The organism is Oceanobacillus salinisoli, from assembly GCF_009733865.1.
In the GTDB taxonomy this organism is placed as follows: domain Bacteria; phylum Bacillota; class Bacilli; order Bacillales; family Amphibacillaceae; genus Oceanobacillus; species Oceanobacillus salinisoli.
In genome coordinates, this window is record NZ_WOFB01000005.1 from 114,457 (window position 1) to 131,457 (window position 17,001).

A 17,001-nucleotide genomic window follows, 5' to 3' on the forward strand; every position below is an offset into this window, starting at 1 on the left:
AGCAATAAATCGCTCCCCTTTAAGAGGGGTCAGCGCAGGTAAGGAATAGACCTCACTCGGCTGTCAAACTAAGGGAGGTCTATTTTTTTTGGTTAATAATCGTCACAACGAGCGTTGCAAAAGCAATCATTAAAACCAGTGTCTCAAAAACAGACAAGGGCAACACCCCCTTCCGTTATAGCGTATCGTATGACACTACAACCGACAGGAATGCGCCGACCTCCCTTAAGGAAAACACGATTATTGCATATTTCCATTATATCACTTGCCTAGGGAGTTTAAAGAAGACGATTTTTAATTTTCCTTCAGCAACTATTTTCTCCGTGTTGATGATTGGCCATTAGATACAATATGAACCTAATCACTCTTGAATAAAGGGAAACTTCACTTTATTGGGGTGCACTTTCCCCACTGATTGTTAGTTGAACGAATCGGGCGTTTACTAATATACAGGGTCAGCCCCCTGCCACGCTATCAATTTAGCGCAGTGAGGGACTGACCCTTTTTTCCTTTTAACCAATACGCATTAACGCGCCATCAGGCTTTGGTAAATCTTGTTCTTTTATCTGATTCATTTTACAAAAATGGTCAAAAAATCGTTGCGCAGTCTCTCGTTCCTCTGAATCACGTTTTAAAGAAACCATATCAAGTAAAATTTGAGCCATCCATACATTATCAAAATAACGGTATTTCCCTGTATTCCATGCCATTTTATGGGGGAGTTTTTCATTTACATAATAGTTCCAAAAGAGCATTTGATCCGATTCTTCTTCTGTAAGTTGGAGTCTGAATTTGGAATGAGCAGGTATATATCCATCTTCACAAAGCTTACCAATAAAATCTTCATTCACCATGTAGACACCTAAGATACGTCTATCTTTTTCAGGCACACTGGAATCCCTTGCTGTTAAAAGGCAAGCACTATTTTGGTGCATGCGGATGGGTTTGTTTGGCTTCCCTTTGTTAGTACCACTTTTTATGACAGCTGAAAAAACCTTCCAGTCTGAAAAAGCACGATTCTGTTCTTCTGAATCACACCAGAAAACCATTTGTGATTTGGGATGAAGTTTATGATTTTTCATCAGTTTTTCATGTTCTAATCGAAGTTGCTGTTCATGACGTTGAACTTTTTTCTCCTCTTCCCTCTTCCATTCTTCTTTCTTTCGTTCCATTTCCTTTTTTTGTATCATTTCTTCAAGGGAATGTGCAGCACTTTGATCATGCAGTTCTAAGTGCTTTTCAAATACGTCGGGGAAAACAAACTTTTTATTTTCCGATGTGAAATGTATTTCAATAAAAGAATCATTATACTTAACGATACTACCGACGCCAAATTGCTCATGTGTAACTTTCTTATTGATAAGATTCAATATTTTAGTCCTCCTTATAGTTAAAAAACTGGTTCCCTTACCCAACCAACTTACCTTTAGAGCTACTCCTTTGTTTGAATCCGACTTTTTTGAAATGACTCTCTGTAGTCGCCCTTCAACAGTGAGATTCACCATTTAACACCTAGATTCTATAACACATTTTCTTTTTCATCATACTAAAAAGGAAATTAAAAAAACGCATCCATCCTTCTATCTGTATAGAAATACATCCAGAATATGAAATACGATTTAAAAAAGTAATTGTATGATTATTGTAACATTTATTTTGAAGAATCACAAATTAATTATTGACAATACATTTTATTATGTTATATAATAAAATATTTTTCAAGATACAAATTCATTGTATTTGGAAATACTTTATAACAATCTTCACCTATCACACCCTTTAACAGAACCATTTTGCCTTAAACAACTTTTGATTCTTTTCAACAACACAAAATCTCCCCTTAGATAAGAATTTATCCAAAAGGGAGAAATCGGCACAACTTTATTTATAATTGATAGCTTAACTTATGAAATACCTGCTTAAGACATTAGAATATCATCTTTTATAGTTTAACAAGCATTCTTCCACGTACTTTTCCTTCTAAAATATCTGCTAATACTCCCGGTAGTTCATTTAATGAGATTTCATTGACCATATCTTCATTTAGCGTTGTTGGTTTCAAATCATCACCAAGACGTTCCCAAACTTTTACACGCTTCTTCATTGGATATTCGACCGAGTCAATGCCAAGTCAATTGACACCTCTTGAAATTAAGGAAAAACGGTAGTGGAAACTTCTATTCCACCCGTTAAACCACATGTAGCTACAGAACTACCATATTTCAATGTATTAAGTATTACTGGAGGGTTTTCCCAAGCGGATATGCTGTTTTCACTCGTTCCAATGTTTGTGTAATCCACTCTGTAGCCATTTGTTTGGATACCCATCCCTATCTATTGATTATTTCATGACAAATCCGCCATCAACATAAAGGGTTTGGCCTGTCATAAATTCACTCCATTCCGATGCCAAAAACAGCACGGGTCCTTCCACATCACGAGGTGTTGTGAGCCTTCGTAACGGGGTTTGTGAAATGATTATATCTTTGACCTCTTCTTTTGTATCTCGGGTAGTATCTGTCGGATAAACCAGTCCAGGAGCTACGCAATTAACACGGATACCGAAAAGGCCAAGTTCTGCTGCCAAATTCCGGCTATAGCCAACCACGGCTGTCTTTGCTGTTGTATATTCATGGTATGGAACAATCGGTCTTTCCACTAAATTACTGACCATATTAATAATACTGCCACTACTTTGCTTTTTCATTGCGGGTATGACAGCTTGGCAAACATGGTGAATAGAGCGAACGGCTCCATCGATTTGTCCTTGATAATCGTCCCAATTTAATTGCCAGGCTAATTTCCGCTGTTCAGGGTTAAACATAAATGACTTAAACGCATTATTTACGACAACATCGATTTTTCCCGCCTCCAGGAGAATTTCCTCAACCATCTCGTTCACAGCACTCTCATCCGTAACATCCGCACCAATTGCCCACGCATCACCGCCAAGCTCTATACAGGAAGTGACTACCTCCTCTGCGGCCCTTTTGTTTTGGAGGTAATTAACAACAACTGTCGCACCCTCGCGTGCAAACCCACGGGCAAGAGAAGCACCAATTCCACGGCTCGAACCGGTTACAAGAACCACTTTATTTTTAAAATTCATCGAAACACTCCTCATTCTTTATTAGGAATAAGATCCTCACTGACAACAGCTTCCATATCAAGGGTGTTTTCAATTAAACCCAATCGTTTATAAGTATCGGCAGCCTGCTGAAGGGCATCTACTTGAAACGCACCGAGCCCCTTTTCTTCGGTTGCTTCTGAAACACTTGCGGCATTACGCAATTTGATAATTTCAAGATTAATCGCTTCATCTTTTCCATCAATCGCATACGTTACAGCAAGTTTGGCAGCTTCTTCTGGATTATCCATCATCCATTGCGTACTATTTCGAAAACCAAGTAAAAACTTCTCTAAAATTTCCTTTTTCTCTTGAAAGGTTTCCTCTGTGACCACAAAAACATCACTTGGAAAGTTTAAATAATCCTTTACTTCCATCACATTCACTTCGCCAAGATCTTTTTGTTTCGCCGTATAGAGCCCTGTATCTGTAGCCGCAGTCGCATCAACCTGCCCTTGAATTAGCGGAGCGAAATTGGAGATGCCCGTTTCCACAATCGTTACATCCTCCTCCGTGAGACCTGCTTCATGCAACAAGAGCAGTAAATTCTGACGAGTTCCGCTTGATAAACTGTAAACGCCAATGGTCTTTCCTTTTAAATCCTCTGGTTGGGTAATGTTATTTTCCTTTAAAGACACAATATTAAAAACGTTTTGTGGATAAATATTATATATCACCCGAAGCTTTTCCCCTTTATCCAATGCAAAGAACAATGAACCAGAATCGGTATAGGCAATATCCGCTTTATCCGTAAGAATGTTTTTGATCGCGTCTGCCCCACCTGCACCAGGAATAAAGGTCAGTTGTATTCCCTGATCACGGAAGAAATTTTTCTCTTCCTCCGCCAGTAAATTGGTTTGTTCAGAAATCGGCTGACTCCAGCTTGCGACGCGGATGTTCTCCAGCTTCTTATCGGTGGAAGCTTGATCTTGTTCCGTTTCGGCAGTGCACGCAGTTAATAGTACAAGCAATAGGACCATGAATCCCGTGAAGCCTCTTTTAGCATTCATCTTTTCTTCTCCTTTCGATATGCTTTTAATAACCACCATTCCACTACATTTACTAATTGATAAAGAATCATCCCTATCACAGTCAGGACAATCAGGACGGCAAACATTAGTGGTGTGTCCATCATTCCTTGGGTAGCAATAATCAGCGCTCCCAGCCCTTCACTGCCTCCGATAAATTCTCCGACGACCGCTCCGACAACCGCTAAAATCACGGCTACCCGGAACCCAGCCATGATACTAGGCAAACTCGCCGGCAGTTTCAGACGGAAGAGTGTTTGCAGGCGGGTTGCATTTAAAATCCGAAATAACTCCAGCTTCTTTGGATCTGTTTGTCTGATAGCTGTAACCGTATTTTCCAGTAACGGAAAAAAACAAACCAGGGCCGTAATGACCACTTTCGATGTCATACCAAATCCAAACCATAATATAAACAGCGGGGCCAATGCCAGTTTTGGAACAGCCTGACTCGCGATCACATATGGGAGGAGTAGGCGACGTAAAAACGCGATTTCACCCATTAAAATACCTATGAAGAGCCCGAATACACTTCCGAAAAATAGTCCGATACTTATTTCCAGCATTGTTCGGTATAGATGCGGAAATAAATAGCCTGTGGAAAGTCCGTCCCATAACACCGCAAGAATAACGGATGGAGCTGGCAAAACAAGCTCAGACATCCTGCTTGCCAGAAGCTCCCACCCGATAATGATACAAAGGAACAGAAGGATGGAATATATTTTATCGTTTTTCATACTCTCCCTCCATTCATCTCGTGACGCACCTGCAAACAAAGCTGATTGAATGAATCACCATATTTTATTTCACCGGTCCGTGGTTTGGGCAGGTTTACCTCTAGATCATAAATCATGTTTCCTTCCTCCATGACAGCAACACGATCGGATAGGTAAATTGCTTCTGAAATATCGTGGGTAATAAAGAGAACCGTCATCCTATTTTTTTGACAAAGTGTCAGCAAATCATCCTGCAGCTCTTCCCTTGTCAGGGCATCTAATGCGGCAAACGGCTCATCCAAAAACAGTAACGATGGATTGGTTATCAGTGCACGGGCAATGGCTACCCGACTTTGCTGTCCTCCTGAAAGCTCTGTAGGGTAATGGTATTGATAGTCACCAAGTCTCATGCTTGCTAGTAATGCACTGGCCCGTTCACAGTCCTCTTTTGTCGGCTTTCTTTTCAGCGAAACGGGAAGGAGCACATTGTCCATAACTGACTTCCATTCAAGCAAGGTTGGTGCTTGGAACACATAGCCAATCTCAAGTGATGGCTTTACTATTTTCTCGTTTCCTAGGTAAACAGCCCCTTCATCAGGCTGTAATAATCCTGCTGCAATTTTTAATAAAGTGGTTTTGCCACATCCACTTCTGCCTACAAGACTATGAAACTCCCCTTTGTTTATTTTCCAGGTAATTCCTTGGACGATCTGCTTTTTATCTTCGTACGAATAGGTCACCCCATCCAGCATTAAATAACTCATGCTGTTACCTCCTAATCTGTGTAAGAAGCGAAACTTTCCGCATAATCCTCGGCACTATGTTCGATATCAACCATATGAACTAGATCAGACAGGTTGAAACGCCCGTCATGATGCCAGCCTGCCTCCGGGGAATTCATCGAACCCAGCGCAGTTATCCTTGTCACCCCAGCATTCGCCAATACGTTCGCAATGGCAAAAAGTTCACTTGGAGCCGCTGCAATGCCAACCGTTTGCAAATACGAACGATAAGGCTCTATAAACGGGACCACATCTTCCAAATCATTTATTTCCATTACTTTAATGGTCCGATTTAAGCTAGTCGGTGCGAGTTCCCCTTCGTTTCCAGAAAAAACGACCGTCCAGGCCCCATTTGTTTCACCTAACACTTCTTTGTTATGATTGGTCAACATGCTAAGCTCTTCTTTTTGTCTCCACTCGGCCAAGCTCGCTCCTTCTTCCATGGAAAGGGACCTGCGCGGATACCTTTTTTCAAAAGCCTCCAATTCATGGGCTAACAATTGGGCAAATTCTCTTGGCGAAACATTTCCGCCTTTTTGTACGTAAAACACATGCGGGGAATAACAACCCTGCTGATCATAGCGAATGACGTCATTCGCAGCCTGATGAACGGTCTTTATGGCTTTCCGAGAGTCAAGACTCATGCTTGAGACAATGCCAAAGCTGATTTTATGCCCAAATGGAAGAAAACGGGTAGTTATCGGAACACGACTTTTGATTGATTCCAGCGATTCATTTCCACCATAGGCAAGCACAACATCGGCTTGTTTAAACAGGTGCCGCTCCCTCTCTTCATCGCCGCCCTTCCACCAAACTACCGCCAGGCAATCAGCAAGCTTCGGTTCGACGTCGACCAGCATTTGGGCAAACCAACCTGCAAATAGTGGTTCGGCACTGGGAACTTTCCCGATACTACCTGATTTCACCATCAGACTGGAAATCAAGCTCCATAATGGAAGCGCTGGGACATTCCCGGACCATATTTGAACCGTTACATCAGGACCAACTGCTTTGGAAAAGCCTCGTTTTGTTCGGGGCTGAAAATCGTCAAGAATCAGCGGATTTCCGAAGTCTTCCACAAGGAACCGCTGCAAATGATGTTTGCGAAATATCTTTAAAAAAGTAGTTAACCCTGTTCGAATCACTTCTTCATCATACCCTGTAATGATGGGTAACAGCCGTTCTGCTTTTTGGCGATAATAATTAGTCCTATCCAGCAGCTGTTCGATGACTGCATCGATAACTTGGACAATTTCGGAAATGGTCATTGATTTTAAGACATCAGAGCTTGCCTTCCTTACATTTTCCAAAACCAGATTAGTCTGTTCTTGTGTTAGTAATGGAAGCTCAACTTCCAGGTTTTCCTGTTTTCCTGCAAATGTGACGGTTTTATATGCCAATTCCTCCCCGATATTTGGGAGATACCCTGCCTTTTCCTTCATCGTGAAGACCCCTTTGCAGCTTGAAGGAATTCATCAACAGCGATGGAGCAACCTTTTGCTTCCGCCCCTTGAACCCTTCCTAATAACAGAAATCCTTCTGCTTTTTCCTTGCCTACATCCTCCGTTAAAATCGTTGTCACCGAGTTGAAATTGGCCAAATCACAGTGAACAAGAACACCGCGTTCCCCTTTCACTACCTCTTCTCCGGTCAGTGGATTAATCACCCTTGTCCGAATCCAGTGTGGACCGGATTTAACCGAAGGAACAATGTCATTGCCGGAATCATAAAATTGGGTACTAAGCTCCGTCATTCCATACATATTAATACAGTTTGCTGGATCGACACCCAATAACTCATACAGCTTTGAATAAAAGGTTTCCAAATCTAATTCCTTGGATTTATTTTTAAATCCCCCAGTATCCAAAATCCTGCTTCCTTTTGGTAATTGAAAAGAGATTCCTCGCGTTTGCATTGCTTCGAACAGATGGACAAAGCTAAAGGATGCACCTAAAAGTGCCAACGGTTCGCCACTCTTTTCAGCATGTTCTAATTCCTTCAATAATGGTTCGACCAGCAATCCATCATTACTGACAAAGTACTGACTGTCCTTTGACCCAAATTCTTTGAAAGCCAATGCAAGATAATGAGATAAGGAAGAATTCGGCATTTCTTCTTCTGTTGGATATAAAATTCCCATTTTCATCCTGTCTTTTCCATTCATAAAACGCTCTTTAAAATTTACGTACATGGATCGATCATAGACTGTTAAAGTGGGATGATAATGCTTGCCTCTTATCCCTTTAGTTGTACCACTTGTCATAAATACATCTTCAGCCGTTTCCGGATCACTCGAACTAAGGGTGAGTTCTTTAAACCCATTAATCGGTACTGCCGGTATATCCTTCCACGTTTTCACCATTCTTGGGGTTTTCCCTTTTTGGCGACAAAACATTTGGAATGGAAGGTTATGCTTGTATTGATAACGGAACAAACGCAGTGCTTGCTCGTTAAATGCTTCATCTGAGGTATCTCCATGGTCTATAAACTGAAGGACGCTGTTTACTATTTCTTGTGTCAATTTTCCTCATATCCTCTCATGTAAATCTGAATTTGGAACAATAAAAAAGAGCACATGCTAACGCAAAGTGCTCTTAGGATCACTAATCACATTCCCTACGCTGGCATTATCCAACAGGTTCTACGGTCAGCAACGGAATAGTTGCAATCTCAGCCGGTTTCCACCAGCCCCCGAATAAATTTAATTTTATACGTAGTTTACATAAAATATAGTGAAAAAACAAGAGATAGGTTTCTAAGCTGTTGGGGTCAGTCCCTTTTTTAGCATAAAGCCCGTTTGCGGTAAAGTTTGTTACCACGACATTGGTAACATCTAGTATAACCTGCTTAAATATTCCAATGTTGGCCCGAAACCTTCCCCTTCTATTTTTTCTGTTATTTCAGGAATGTATTTTTGATCTGAGATACTGTTATAATCCACGGATGATTCCACTTCAAGCCGCCAATCTTCATCAGACAGTATTACTTGCGTATCTGCGGCATTCCCATGGTTTTCCTCGATAATAGAAGTTACTGTCGAATAGATTCTGTTATTTAAACCCACACTTATGAAATGTTCTTTTATTGTATTCTCTAATAAAGGATGTGCATCTATTTCTTCAGGCAAAACATGATTTAATGCCTTAATATATGCTTGGTCTTCTGATAATCCGGTATCCTCATATGAATCTTTTTGATCTTCTATCACATCTCCCATTGATTTCATATTATGGTGCGCTCTTGTGAGATCGGATAGTGGATTAGCATCAAATTTTTCTATCGCTGTTTTTGTTTCACTTACAATAACGGACGTACCAGCTATTGCAGCTTGTTCTGTAGCATTGGAAGACTGGGCACCTGTAATATATACTTTAGAGATATTGATGACAATCAAAAAAATAATAGAAACGATACCTAACAACCAAATCAAGTAGATTGCTGCATTCCCTCTCTCATCATCCAATGACTTTCTCATTCTACCAGCACCTGACTCACTACTTTTTCATCCAAAGTAATAGAAGTACTGGGTTTCCATTGATCAGGAACAAAAATTAGAGAATGGCTTACTTGTACATTGAGTTCAAATTTACCATTACTATCCAGCAGCGTCACATTCATACCCTGGTAATCGATAACCGATGAACTTCCGATTGCATCGGTAATGGTATCCTTTGCTTCATTAATATCCGTCGTCGCTGCATAAGTTTTCGCCCCTGCATTGGAAGCCATTTTAACTGTATGAACGGCATATCCCGATGCAACTACCTGCCATAATAAAAGGAAGAACATGAAAAAGAATGGCAAAATACCTAAAAACTCAATGCTTATTGCACCTTTTTCATTTTTAAACTTTTTCATTTGCCACCCTCCCTTTTTATGGATTGATTTATTTTGTATTGGATATACCATATATGGAAGAAAAATAGTAAATATTTGTTCATTTTCATTTCATCATCGTGCTTTTCCAATAATTCTTTTATACGAAAAATAGAATAATAAAGTAATCCAAGGAAAAAATAAGCAAAGATCAGGTCAATGGAATCAAGTATATATAACCCATAAATGGATAATATGAATTCACCAATTAGACTGAGAATAACGGAAAGACTTAAATAGATAGTTGCGACCATCCACCATTTAAATGGGATATAATTATTTTTATTGATTAATTGAAACGATGACTTTGCAGATAAAAACCAATATCCAATATAAATACCGACTGTAATGATGGATAGCAATATGACTAACCATACGTTTTTCTTTTTCAATGTTTGTATGTTATCTGTCATCTGGCTTCCGTCCTTTGTTCATTCAATTCAACAGTATAGCGCTGTGTAAGATAAAAAATTAATAAAGGGAATACGGTAGCATTCACAAGTGCTCTCGTAATACCGTAAACATAGTAGCTATTTTCAAAATTGGCAAAGGCCTGCATGATTAAGCTATATATTAAAATCTGCGCTGACACGACGATGGCCAAATCTAATAAAATAAATATATTTTCTCTTTTTAAAATGCTGCCTGTTGCAGTCAGCATTTTTTTAATATCCAAATAATGAACAGCAAATGGAAAAACAAGCATAATTGCACCGCAAATAGCGGTTGGTATAAATGCCAGAGACATCCCAATCAAACCAATGAGAAATAGGGGAACGCTAATAAACAGCACCATTCCAAAATGTTTTAGAAATTCTTTGATTAACTCCCATATAGTAGGATCTTCTTCATCTTCTAAATCACTTTCCGCTAATTTACGATACATCGGAATAAGACAAATAAAATTGATGATGATGAAAAACAACATATATAAATTGGGATATTGATCTGCTTCCATAAAGTCATACAGATATATGGTTGCAAAATACAGAAACAAGGTTAAGGGAATGACGATAATTACACTAATCATCATGATTTTTATCAGATATCTGTTATAAATTTCAAAACTTGTTTTAATCATCGTGTTCTCGTCCCATTCTTTTATTTATTTGTATAAACAAAAATGCAGTTATCAATGAAAAGACGGTACTTGAAAGTAAATTTTCATTCACCGTATTTGGTTCAAATAATACCGGAATCCTGAGGACGATCATTGAAAACATTAAATTGATAACTGACAGCACAACAGCAGCGAAAAATGCAGCAGTATATGGAGCTTGTTTATTCCATAACGGAGCAAGGATACCAACACTTCCATAAGATACAAAGAAAGTGGAAAGAACGACCCACTCAACCGGCAGGAGATTGAAAACACCAATGATAAAATTGTAGAAAATAATAAAAACCAAACTAACACCTATAGCTTGAATTAACCCTCTAAAATGAAACATATATCCCTCCACTAAAACCGATTACTTTTGATTCATATTTTCATTCCTGATTTCATCTACTTCGGACGGTTTAATTAACATGATTGGAGCAAGGAAAAAAAACAATAGATCTAAGCAAAATCCTAGTATAGCAATACCTAATGCATCTGGATTTGAAGTAGATAATGATCCCGCGTACGCAGCTCCTCCAAAACTAAAAACTAATATCAAATAAATAGAATAAATCTTCCCTAATCTTGATTTTCTAGGCTTTTGAACACCAAAAGCTATTTATCTCGAAAAGAAATAAGGTAAAACTATCATAATGATTAACATCACAACACCGATCCAAAATGTCATTGTCAAAAAATACATACGCAACAAAGGTATCGTAAAATAAATTGCAAGCACATTTATCATGACATAGGATAACAACGAAAAATACCTCTTACTTTGGTGTTTCGTTGTTTTCCAGAAATAATAAAATAATGCACCTGCGATTAAAGCTAATAAAGCATTAAATAGGAAGAGTGGGAGGCTAATTGTGGGAACCACACTTGCTAAAAAGCCCATACCCAGCAACAATAGAGTTATTCTAATTATTTGACTCTCTTTAAACGAAACTTCTTTACTCATATAAGCACCTGACCTTTAACCATTTCATTTTTTCCTAAACCACAACAAACACTATTCATTCATAATCTCATTCATTTTTTTAGGCTTAATTAACATTACTGGAGCAATAAATAGGCAAAATAAGGCTAATAAAAAAGCAAATATTGCAAGCACGATCATATCTGTCGAAATAGATAATGATCCAATATAAGCTACAGTACCAAAACCAATAATTAATACCACATAAATCGAATAAATTTTTCCTAACTTTGATTTACTAGGCTGTTGAATACCAAATGCTATCTCTCTTGAAAATATATAGGGCAAAATAAGCATAATCGTTAACATAATAACACCAACCCAAAACGTCGTTGTTAAATAGTAAATCCGTAATAATGGAATAGCTAAATGAATAGATGCGGTATTTAACATGACAAATGATAACAACGAAAAATACCGCTTGCTATTATGTTTCGTCGTTTTCCAGAAATAATAAAATAATGCTCCAGCTATTAAAGCTAATAGCGAATTAAATAGAAATAATGGGATGCTCCCCTTGGGAATTGCACTAGTTAAAAAACCTGTACCCAATAATAGAATGGTAGTTCCGATGATTCGACTTTCTTTAAAAGTTACTTCTTTCTTCATAAAAGCACCTAACTTTCGTTGTATAGATTCTCTTTTAGTTAAATATTATATAGTGCTTACCTTTTTAGATTTTAAAGAAGGAGAGGAGGATAGCATCATCCTCCAAAAAGACTACCTAGTTTTGAAAAACCTGATAATGTGCCATCCTTTATCGCCTTTGCTCCATTAACTATACCGTCATAACCTTTCTTAACGGTTTTAGTCACAGTTGACTTTAACCTTCTACCGGTTGCTGTACCATTGATTAGAGTAGTTGTTGCTATACCTGCAAACAATCCAAATCCTGCCCCTATAATCGTACCTAAACCCGGAACAACAGAACCTGCCACAGCACCAGCAGCAGCACTCGATGCTACACTTCCAACAGCGGTGGATGCTATGCCGATTCCAACATCTGTTGTTAAAGACGCGGCAAAATCCGTCGATGCTAACCCACTAAAATCAGAAAAACCATCGGAATGCTTTGAAACCGAACCCACCGAAGTTAATCCAACTCCAACCGGTCCACCTAATTTCATCATGTTTGACGGCTTCCAAAAGCTTGAGGAAGCTACATTCCAAGAACTATTTAGCGATGATTTGGTAGCATTCGCTACTGTTCCCATCATACCGCCGCTTCCACCAATTTTCTTTGATTCCATAAAAGCGTTGTATCTAGCCTCACCTACGCGTCGGACTTTTGGGCCAAATTCCGCATTACTTCCACTATAATCATAGGATTTATACCTTTCATAAAACCAATTTCCAATGGAGCTGTTTAAACTTTCTTTCCCATAAACAGCATAATTGCCGTCTGCTAACTGCCTAAAATCAAAACCAGCATACGTTGCAATCAAACCTTGTGCAACATCATCAGCAAAACCCAGCACATATTTTTTAGCATCTTTGGCAATACTAACAGCCGTATCTATAAAATTATCGCTATCTTTTGTTGAATTAAAAATGATATTCCACAAAGAGGGTGGTTTGCCTGCATCACTATTCGCACCATTGCCGCCTTGGATACCATTTCCTTGAGTTGCATTTCCATTACTAGTCAATCCACTTCCTTCTATTGCATTACCATTCGCAGCATCTCCACCGGCAAGTCCTTCTCCAGACCCATCCACATTGCCGCCATTAATTATGTTACCATTGGAATCTGCATTGTTGCCTCCCACAGCGTTTCCGTTTGCATCACTATTTCCGCCATTAATGGGATTGCCATTTTCATCGACATTGCCTGCATTTCCACTGTTACCACCATTAAGTGCCTGTCCGCCTTCTACATTCGTTCCATCAGATCCAAATTGACCTTGCTCTACTGCAGTCCCACCAGCCCCTGTATTTCCAGCATCAATCTGGTTACCACTTTGCACATTATTACCTGGTTGAATCGCATTACCACCAACTATCGTGGAAAAAGTTGGTGGAGCATTTGGTGTGATAAATTGACCAAATGTACCAGGATTTCCTTCAATGATTGGTTCTCCAGAGTTGAAACTGTCGCCTGACTCAGGTGCAGACCCATCATTATAGGATTCACCATATTCATATACTTCCCCCGGCGTGATAAACTCCCCACCAGTGATCGGTTCTCCCGGAGTGATGGATTCCCCTGGTGTAATCGGCTGACCAGGAGTGATAAAACTCGCCGACACACTCATTATAGGCAATACATTCCAGAACAGGATGATGCTGATTAATACAATGGAAATACGCCGATTGTATTTTCTTTGTTTCATGACATCTCCTTTCCATACACGAATAACAGCTTAAAATGTCCTCCGTGTACTTCTACCATTAACCGTTATTTGTTTGATTTCCCTCATATTTTTCTTCCAACTTTTGTATAGCTTCCTGATAGGCGTTTTCATTCCAGTCTTCTAGCTCTTTATCCAGCTCTTCAACTTTACCTCTCATTGAATCGTGATATTCATCGTTTAACTCTATTAATCTGAAGTAAGTTTCTCTTGAAATTTCTTCTGTTGACTTCAACGCTTGATAAATATAGTCTAGTGATCTTTCCTCTTGTGTTAGATTGACTAAATTTTCTGTGGTATAACCAAAAATATCGAGACTGTTTTGTGTTTCCTGAAGATCAATTTCTTGCTTGCCTTGTTCTTTCCACTTTTCCCACGCTTCCGCCATTTCATTGATCTTATCAAACTCGTTTGCCAGTTCATTTTCATCTTTTACAGTTTGATAGAGTCCTTCTGCCGCATTTGCAATTTCTTTCAAATGATTCTGTCCCTCACTGTCCACATCATAACCAATGACATTAATGATTGGCTGAATATTGGAATCATAGAATTGCTCTGCTACCTTCACAGGCTCCGATTCACATGTCTCAATGCCATCACTTACCAAATACACAATATTGGTGTTTTCTTTTCCATTAAATTCTGCCAAATCTTCCTGCGCTTTGGAGAGAGCTAATCCATTTGGTGTCCACCCGGCAGGTTGAACACTATTCAAAGCCTTCGCAAAAGCATCTTCTTTATAAGAGTCGAACCCATAAATTTTATCAGAACTATTGCAGGATAATTCCTTATCACTGTCTGCTCCTGTTCCTTTATGTCCATATACTCTTAGTGCCACATTGGTATCTTCGGGTAATTCTTCCATAAAGGCTGTAATCGTCTCTTTTGCTGCAGCCATTTTCGATTTACCATCTATTTGCGCCGCCATGCTTCCAGATGCATCCAATAAAATTGCTATATTTAATTGTTCTTTAAATTGGTATCTAGGGTCTTCTATTTCAGGAGAGCCTAATAATTGGAATTTTAATTCTTTCAAAATTTCTTCCTCACCCACGTAATCGTCCTGTACCAATTTCAGGGTTTCCCGATAAAAATAATGAAGCTCTTCCTCACTAGGGTTGTTGCTTATCTCAGGCATGTCTTCACCAAGATATTCTAGTAATTCCTGTCCTTCTCGTTCTGCTCCATCTTTATTATTAAAAACTTTTCGAGCATATTTTCCTTGTTCTAGTGCCGCCAATTCCTCTACCGTTGATGGTAATGGATCTGTTTCAAACTCTTTAGAAGAACTTGTTTCATTTTTTTCTTCCTCAGGTACTTCTGACTCATCTTGTTCCTTTTGTGTTTCATCATCCTCAGGCGTAATCACTGTTCCAGCTTCCAATGATTCCTTATTTTCTTCTTGGTTATTTGGCTCTTGGGAACATCCCGCGGGAAGGATAAAGAACAAGACACTAAAAACTGCGATTTTCCTCACCAAAGTAAACCTCCTTTGGTAGAAATCTCTGTAATTCATTCCAAAATAAGTTAATGCTGATTAATATAACATCATATAATGGTATCATTTAACTATTATTTGTTTGGTTTTCTTCATATTTCTCTTCCAACTTCTGTAATGCTTCTTTATAAGAATTTTTATTCCATTCTTCCAACTTACTCTGGAGCTTATCAACTTCTGTTCTCATGGCATTGTGGTAGTTGGAATTTATCTCCTGCAATTGTTGAAATGTTTCTTGTGAAATTTCACCTGTTGAGAGTAATGCTTCAAAAATATATCTTAGTGACGATTGCTCTTCAAACAGTTTGGCTTCATCTCTAGTGGCAAATCCAAAAATATCCATATCATTTTGTTTCTCTTGCAAATCTAATTCTAGCATTCCTTTTTCTTTCCACTCTTTCCATGCTTCAGCCATTTCATTAATTTTATTAAATTCATTCGCTAATTCAGCTTCATCCTGAACGGTTTGATACAGACCCTCTGCCGCATTCGCAATTTCCTTCAAATGATTCTGGCCTTCACTATCAACGTCAAAGCCAATTACACTAATAATAGGTTGAATATTAGAATCATAGAATTGCTTAGCTACCTGCACTGGCTCTGTTTCACAAGTCTCAATACCATCGCTTACCAAGTACACAATATTGGTGTTTTCTTCTCCAATAAAATCAGCTAAATCCTCTTGTGCTTTGGATAAGGCTAAGCCATTTGGTGTCCAGCCTGCAGGTTGAACAGAATTCAACGCCTCTGAAAATGCTTCCTTTTCATAGGGACTATATCCATAAATAATCTCAGAACTATTACAGGATAATTCCTTATCACTGTCTGCTCCTGTTCCTTTATGTCCATAAACTCTTAATGCAACATTGGTTTCTTCGGGTAATTCTTCCATAAAAGCTGTAATTGTCTCTTTAGCTGCAGCCATTTTCGATTTACCATCTATTTGCGCCGCCATACTTCCAGATGCATCCAATAAAATTGCTATGTTTAATTGTTCTTTAAATTGATACCTGGGATCCTCTACTTCAGGGCTCCCTAATAATTGGAATTTTATATTTTTCAGAATTTCCTCTTCGCCAACATAATCATCCTGGACGAGTTTTAATGTTTCCCTAAAAAAATATTCAAGCTCTGTATCACTGGGATTACTACTTATTTCGGCCATATCTTCCCCCAGGTAATCCAGTAACTCAGCACCTTCCCGTTCTGCCCCATCTTTATTATTAAAAACTTTTCGAGCATATTTTCCTTGCTCTAATGCCGCCAGTTCCTCTACCGTTGTTGGTAATGGGTCTGTTTCAAACTCTTGGGAAACAACTGTTTCGTTTATTTCTTCATCAGGATCCTCAGACTCATCTTGTTCCTTTTGTTTTTCATCATCGTCAGGCGTGATTACAGTTCCTGCTTCCAATGATTCTGAAGTTTCTTCCTGGTTATTTGGTACTTGAGAACATCCCGCTAAAAGGATAAAGAACAACACACTAAAAACTACAATTTTCCTCACCAACGTAAACCTCCTCTGCCAGCAATCTCTGTAATTCG

General features: G+C 38.8%; 17 protein-coding genes, 1 pseudogene and 1 riboswitch. All 18 genes and pseudogenes read right to left on the reverse strand.

Annotated features, from left to right (window positions below; translation table 11 throughout):
- Positions 1-79 precede the first annotated feature (79 nt).
- On the reverse strand, positions 80-166 hold the full coding sequence (locus GMJ66_RS21145; protein WP_407939202.1) for a putative holin-like toxin: 87 nt from the start codon (positions 164-166) through the stop codon (positions 80-82).
- A gap of 346 nt (positions 167-512) precedes the next feature.
- Positions 513-1,370, reverse strand: coding sequence for a malate synthase (locus GMJ66_RS05770; RefSeq protein ID WP_156289385.1), 858 nt, complete (start codon positions 1,368-1,370; stop codon positions 513-515).
- Between the two features lie 572 nt (positions 1,371-1,942).
- Positions 1,943-2,238 (reverse strand): annotated as a pseudogene (locus GMJ66_RS20575) (oxidoreductase); the annotation flags it as partial.
- 103 nt (positions 2,239-2,341) lie between these two features.
- Positions 2,342-3,109 carry an SDR family oxidoreductase gene (locus GMJ66_RS05780; protein WP_156289386.1) on the reverse strand — a complete coding sequence of 256 codons (768 nt, stop codon included), beginning with the start codon at positions 3,107-3,109 and terminating at the stop codon, positions 2,342-2,344.
- Between the two features lie 11 nt (positions 3,110-3,120).
- On the reverse strand, positions 3,121-4,137 hold the full coding sequence (locus GMJ66_RS05785; RefSeq protein ID WP_156289387.1) for an ABC transporter substrate-binding protein: 1,017 nt from the start codon (positions 4,135-4,137) through the stop codon (positions 3,121-3,123).
- Positions 4,134-4,889, reverse strand: a complete 756-nt coding sequence (locus GMJ66_RS05790; protein WP_156289388.1) for an ABC transporter permease — start codon at positions 4,887-4,889, stop codon at positions 4,134-4,136. Before GMJ66_RS05790 ends, GMJ66_RS05785 begins: the two co-directional genes overlap by 4 nt.
- Positions 4,886-5,632, reverse strand: a complete 747-nt coding sequence (locus tag GMJ66_RS05795) for an ABC transporter ATP-binding protein (protein ID WP_156289389.1) — start codon at positions 5,630-5,632, stop codon at positions 4,886-4,888. The genes GMJ66_RS05790 and GMJ66_RS05795 overlap by 4 nt, the downstream gene beginning before the upstream one ends.
- 11 nt (positions 5,633-5,643) lie before the next feature.
- Positions 5,644-7,092 (reverse strand): acyl-CoA reductase, encoded by a 1,449-nt coding sequence (locus GMJ66_RS05800; RefSeq protein WP_156289390.1) that lies wholly within the window; start codon positions 7,090-7,092, stop codon positions 5,644-5,646.
- Entirely contained in the window at positions 7,089-8,171 is a 1,083-nt protein-coding gene (locus GMJ66_RS05805) for a LuxE/PaaK family acyltransferase (RefSeq protein ID WP_156289391.1), read from the reverse strand. Before GMJ66_RS05805 ends, GMJ66_RS05800 begins: the two co-directional genes overlap by 4 nt.
- A gap of 75 nt (positions 8,172-8,246) precedes the next feature.
- Positions 8,247-8,355, reverse strand: a riboswitch (TPP riboswitch).
- 128 nt (positions 8,356-8,483) lie between these two features.
- Positions 8,484-9,125 (reverse strand): hypothetical protein, encoded by a 642-nt coding sequence (locus GMJ66_RS05810; protein WP_156289392.1) that lies wholly within the window; start codon positions 9,123-9,125, stop codon positions 8,484-8,486.
- Positions 9,122-9,508 carry a TadE/TadG family type IV pilus assembly protein gene (locus tag GMJ66_RS05815; RefSeq protein ID WP_156289393.1) on the reverse strand — a complete coding sequence of 129 codons (387 nt, stop codon included), beginning with the start codon at positions 9,506-9,508 and terminating at the stop codon, positions 9,122-9,124. The genes GMJ66_RS05810 and GMJ66_RS05815 overlap by 4 nt, the downstream gene beginning before the upstream one ends.
- A complete protein-coding gene (locus GMJ66_RS05820; RefSeq protein ID WP_156289394.1) occupies positions 9,505-9,939 on the reverse strand; it encodes a DUF4234 domain-containing protein in 435 nt (144 codons plus the stop codon). Before GMJ66_RS05820 ends, GMJ66_RS05815 begins: the two co-directional genes overlap by 4 nt.
- The gene (locus GMJ66_RS05825) at positions 9,936-10,607 is read right to left on the reverse strand and encodes a hypothetical protein (protein WP_156289395.1); all 672 of its coding nucleotides are present in this window, start codon (positions 10,605-10,607) and stop codon (positions 9,936-9,938) included. The genes GMJ66_RS05820 and GMJ66_RS05825 overlap by 4 nt, the downstream gene beginning before the upstream one ends.
- Positions 10,600-10,977, reverse strand: a complete 378-nt coding sequence (locus GMJ66_RS05830) for a hypothetical protein (protein WP_156289396.1) — start codon at positions 10,975-10,977, stop codon at positions 10,600-10,602. The genes GMJ66_RS05825 and GMJ66_RS05830 overlap by 8 nt, the downstream gene beginning before the upstream one ends.
- 666 nt (positions 10,978-11,643) lie before the next feature.
- Positions 11,644-12,219, reverse strand: coding sequence for a hypothetical protein (locus GMJ66_RS05835; protein WP_156289397.1), 576 nt, complete (start codon positions 12,217-12,219; stop codon positions 11,644-11,646).
- Between the two features lie 95 nt (positions 12,220-12,314).
- Positions 12,315-13,943 carry an autotransporter outer membrane beta-barrel domain-containing protein gene (locus GMJ66_RS05840; protein WP_156289398.1) on the reverse strand — a complete coding sequence of 543 codons (1,629 nt, stop codon included), beginning with the start codon at positions 13,941-13,943 and terminating at the stop codon, positions 12,315-12,317.
- Positions 13,944-14,001: 58 nt separating this feature from the next.
- A complete protein-coding gene (locus GMJ66_RS05845; protein WP_197046616.1) occupies positions 14,002-15,438 on the reverse strand; it encodes a VWA domain-containing protein in 1,437 nt (478 codons plus the stop codon).
- A gap of 88 nt (positions 15,439-15,526) precedes the next feature.
- Positions 15,527-16,963 carry a vWA domain-containing protein gene (locus GMJ66_RS05850; protein ID WP_156289400.1) on the reverse strand — a complete coding sequence of 479 codons (1,437 nt, stop codon included), beginning with the start codon at positions 16,961-16,963 and terminating at the stop codon, positions 15,527-15,529.
- Positions 16,964-17,001: the final 38 nt, after the last annotated feature.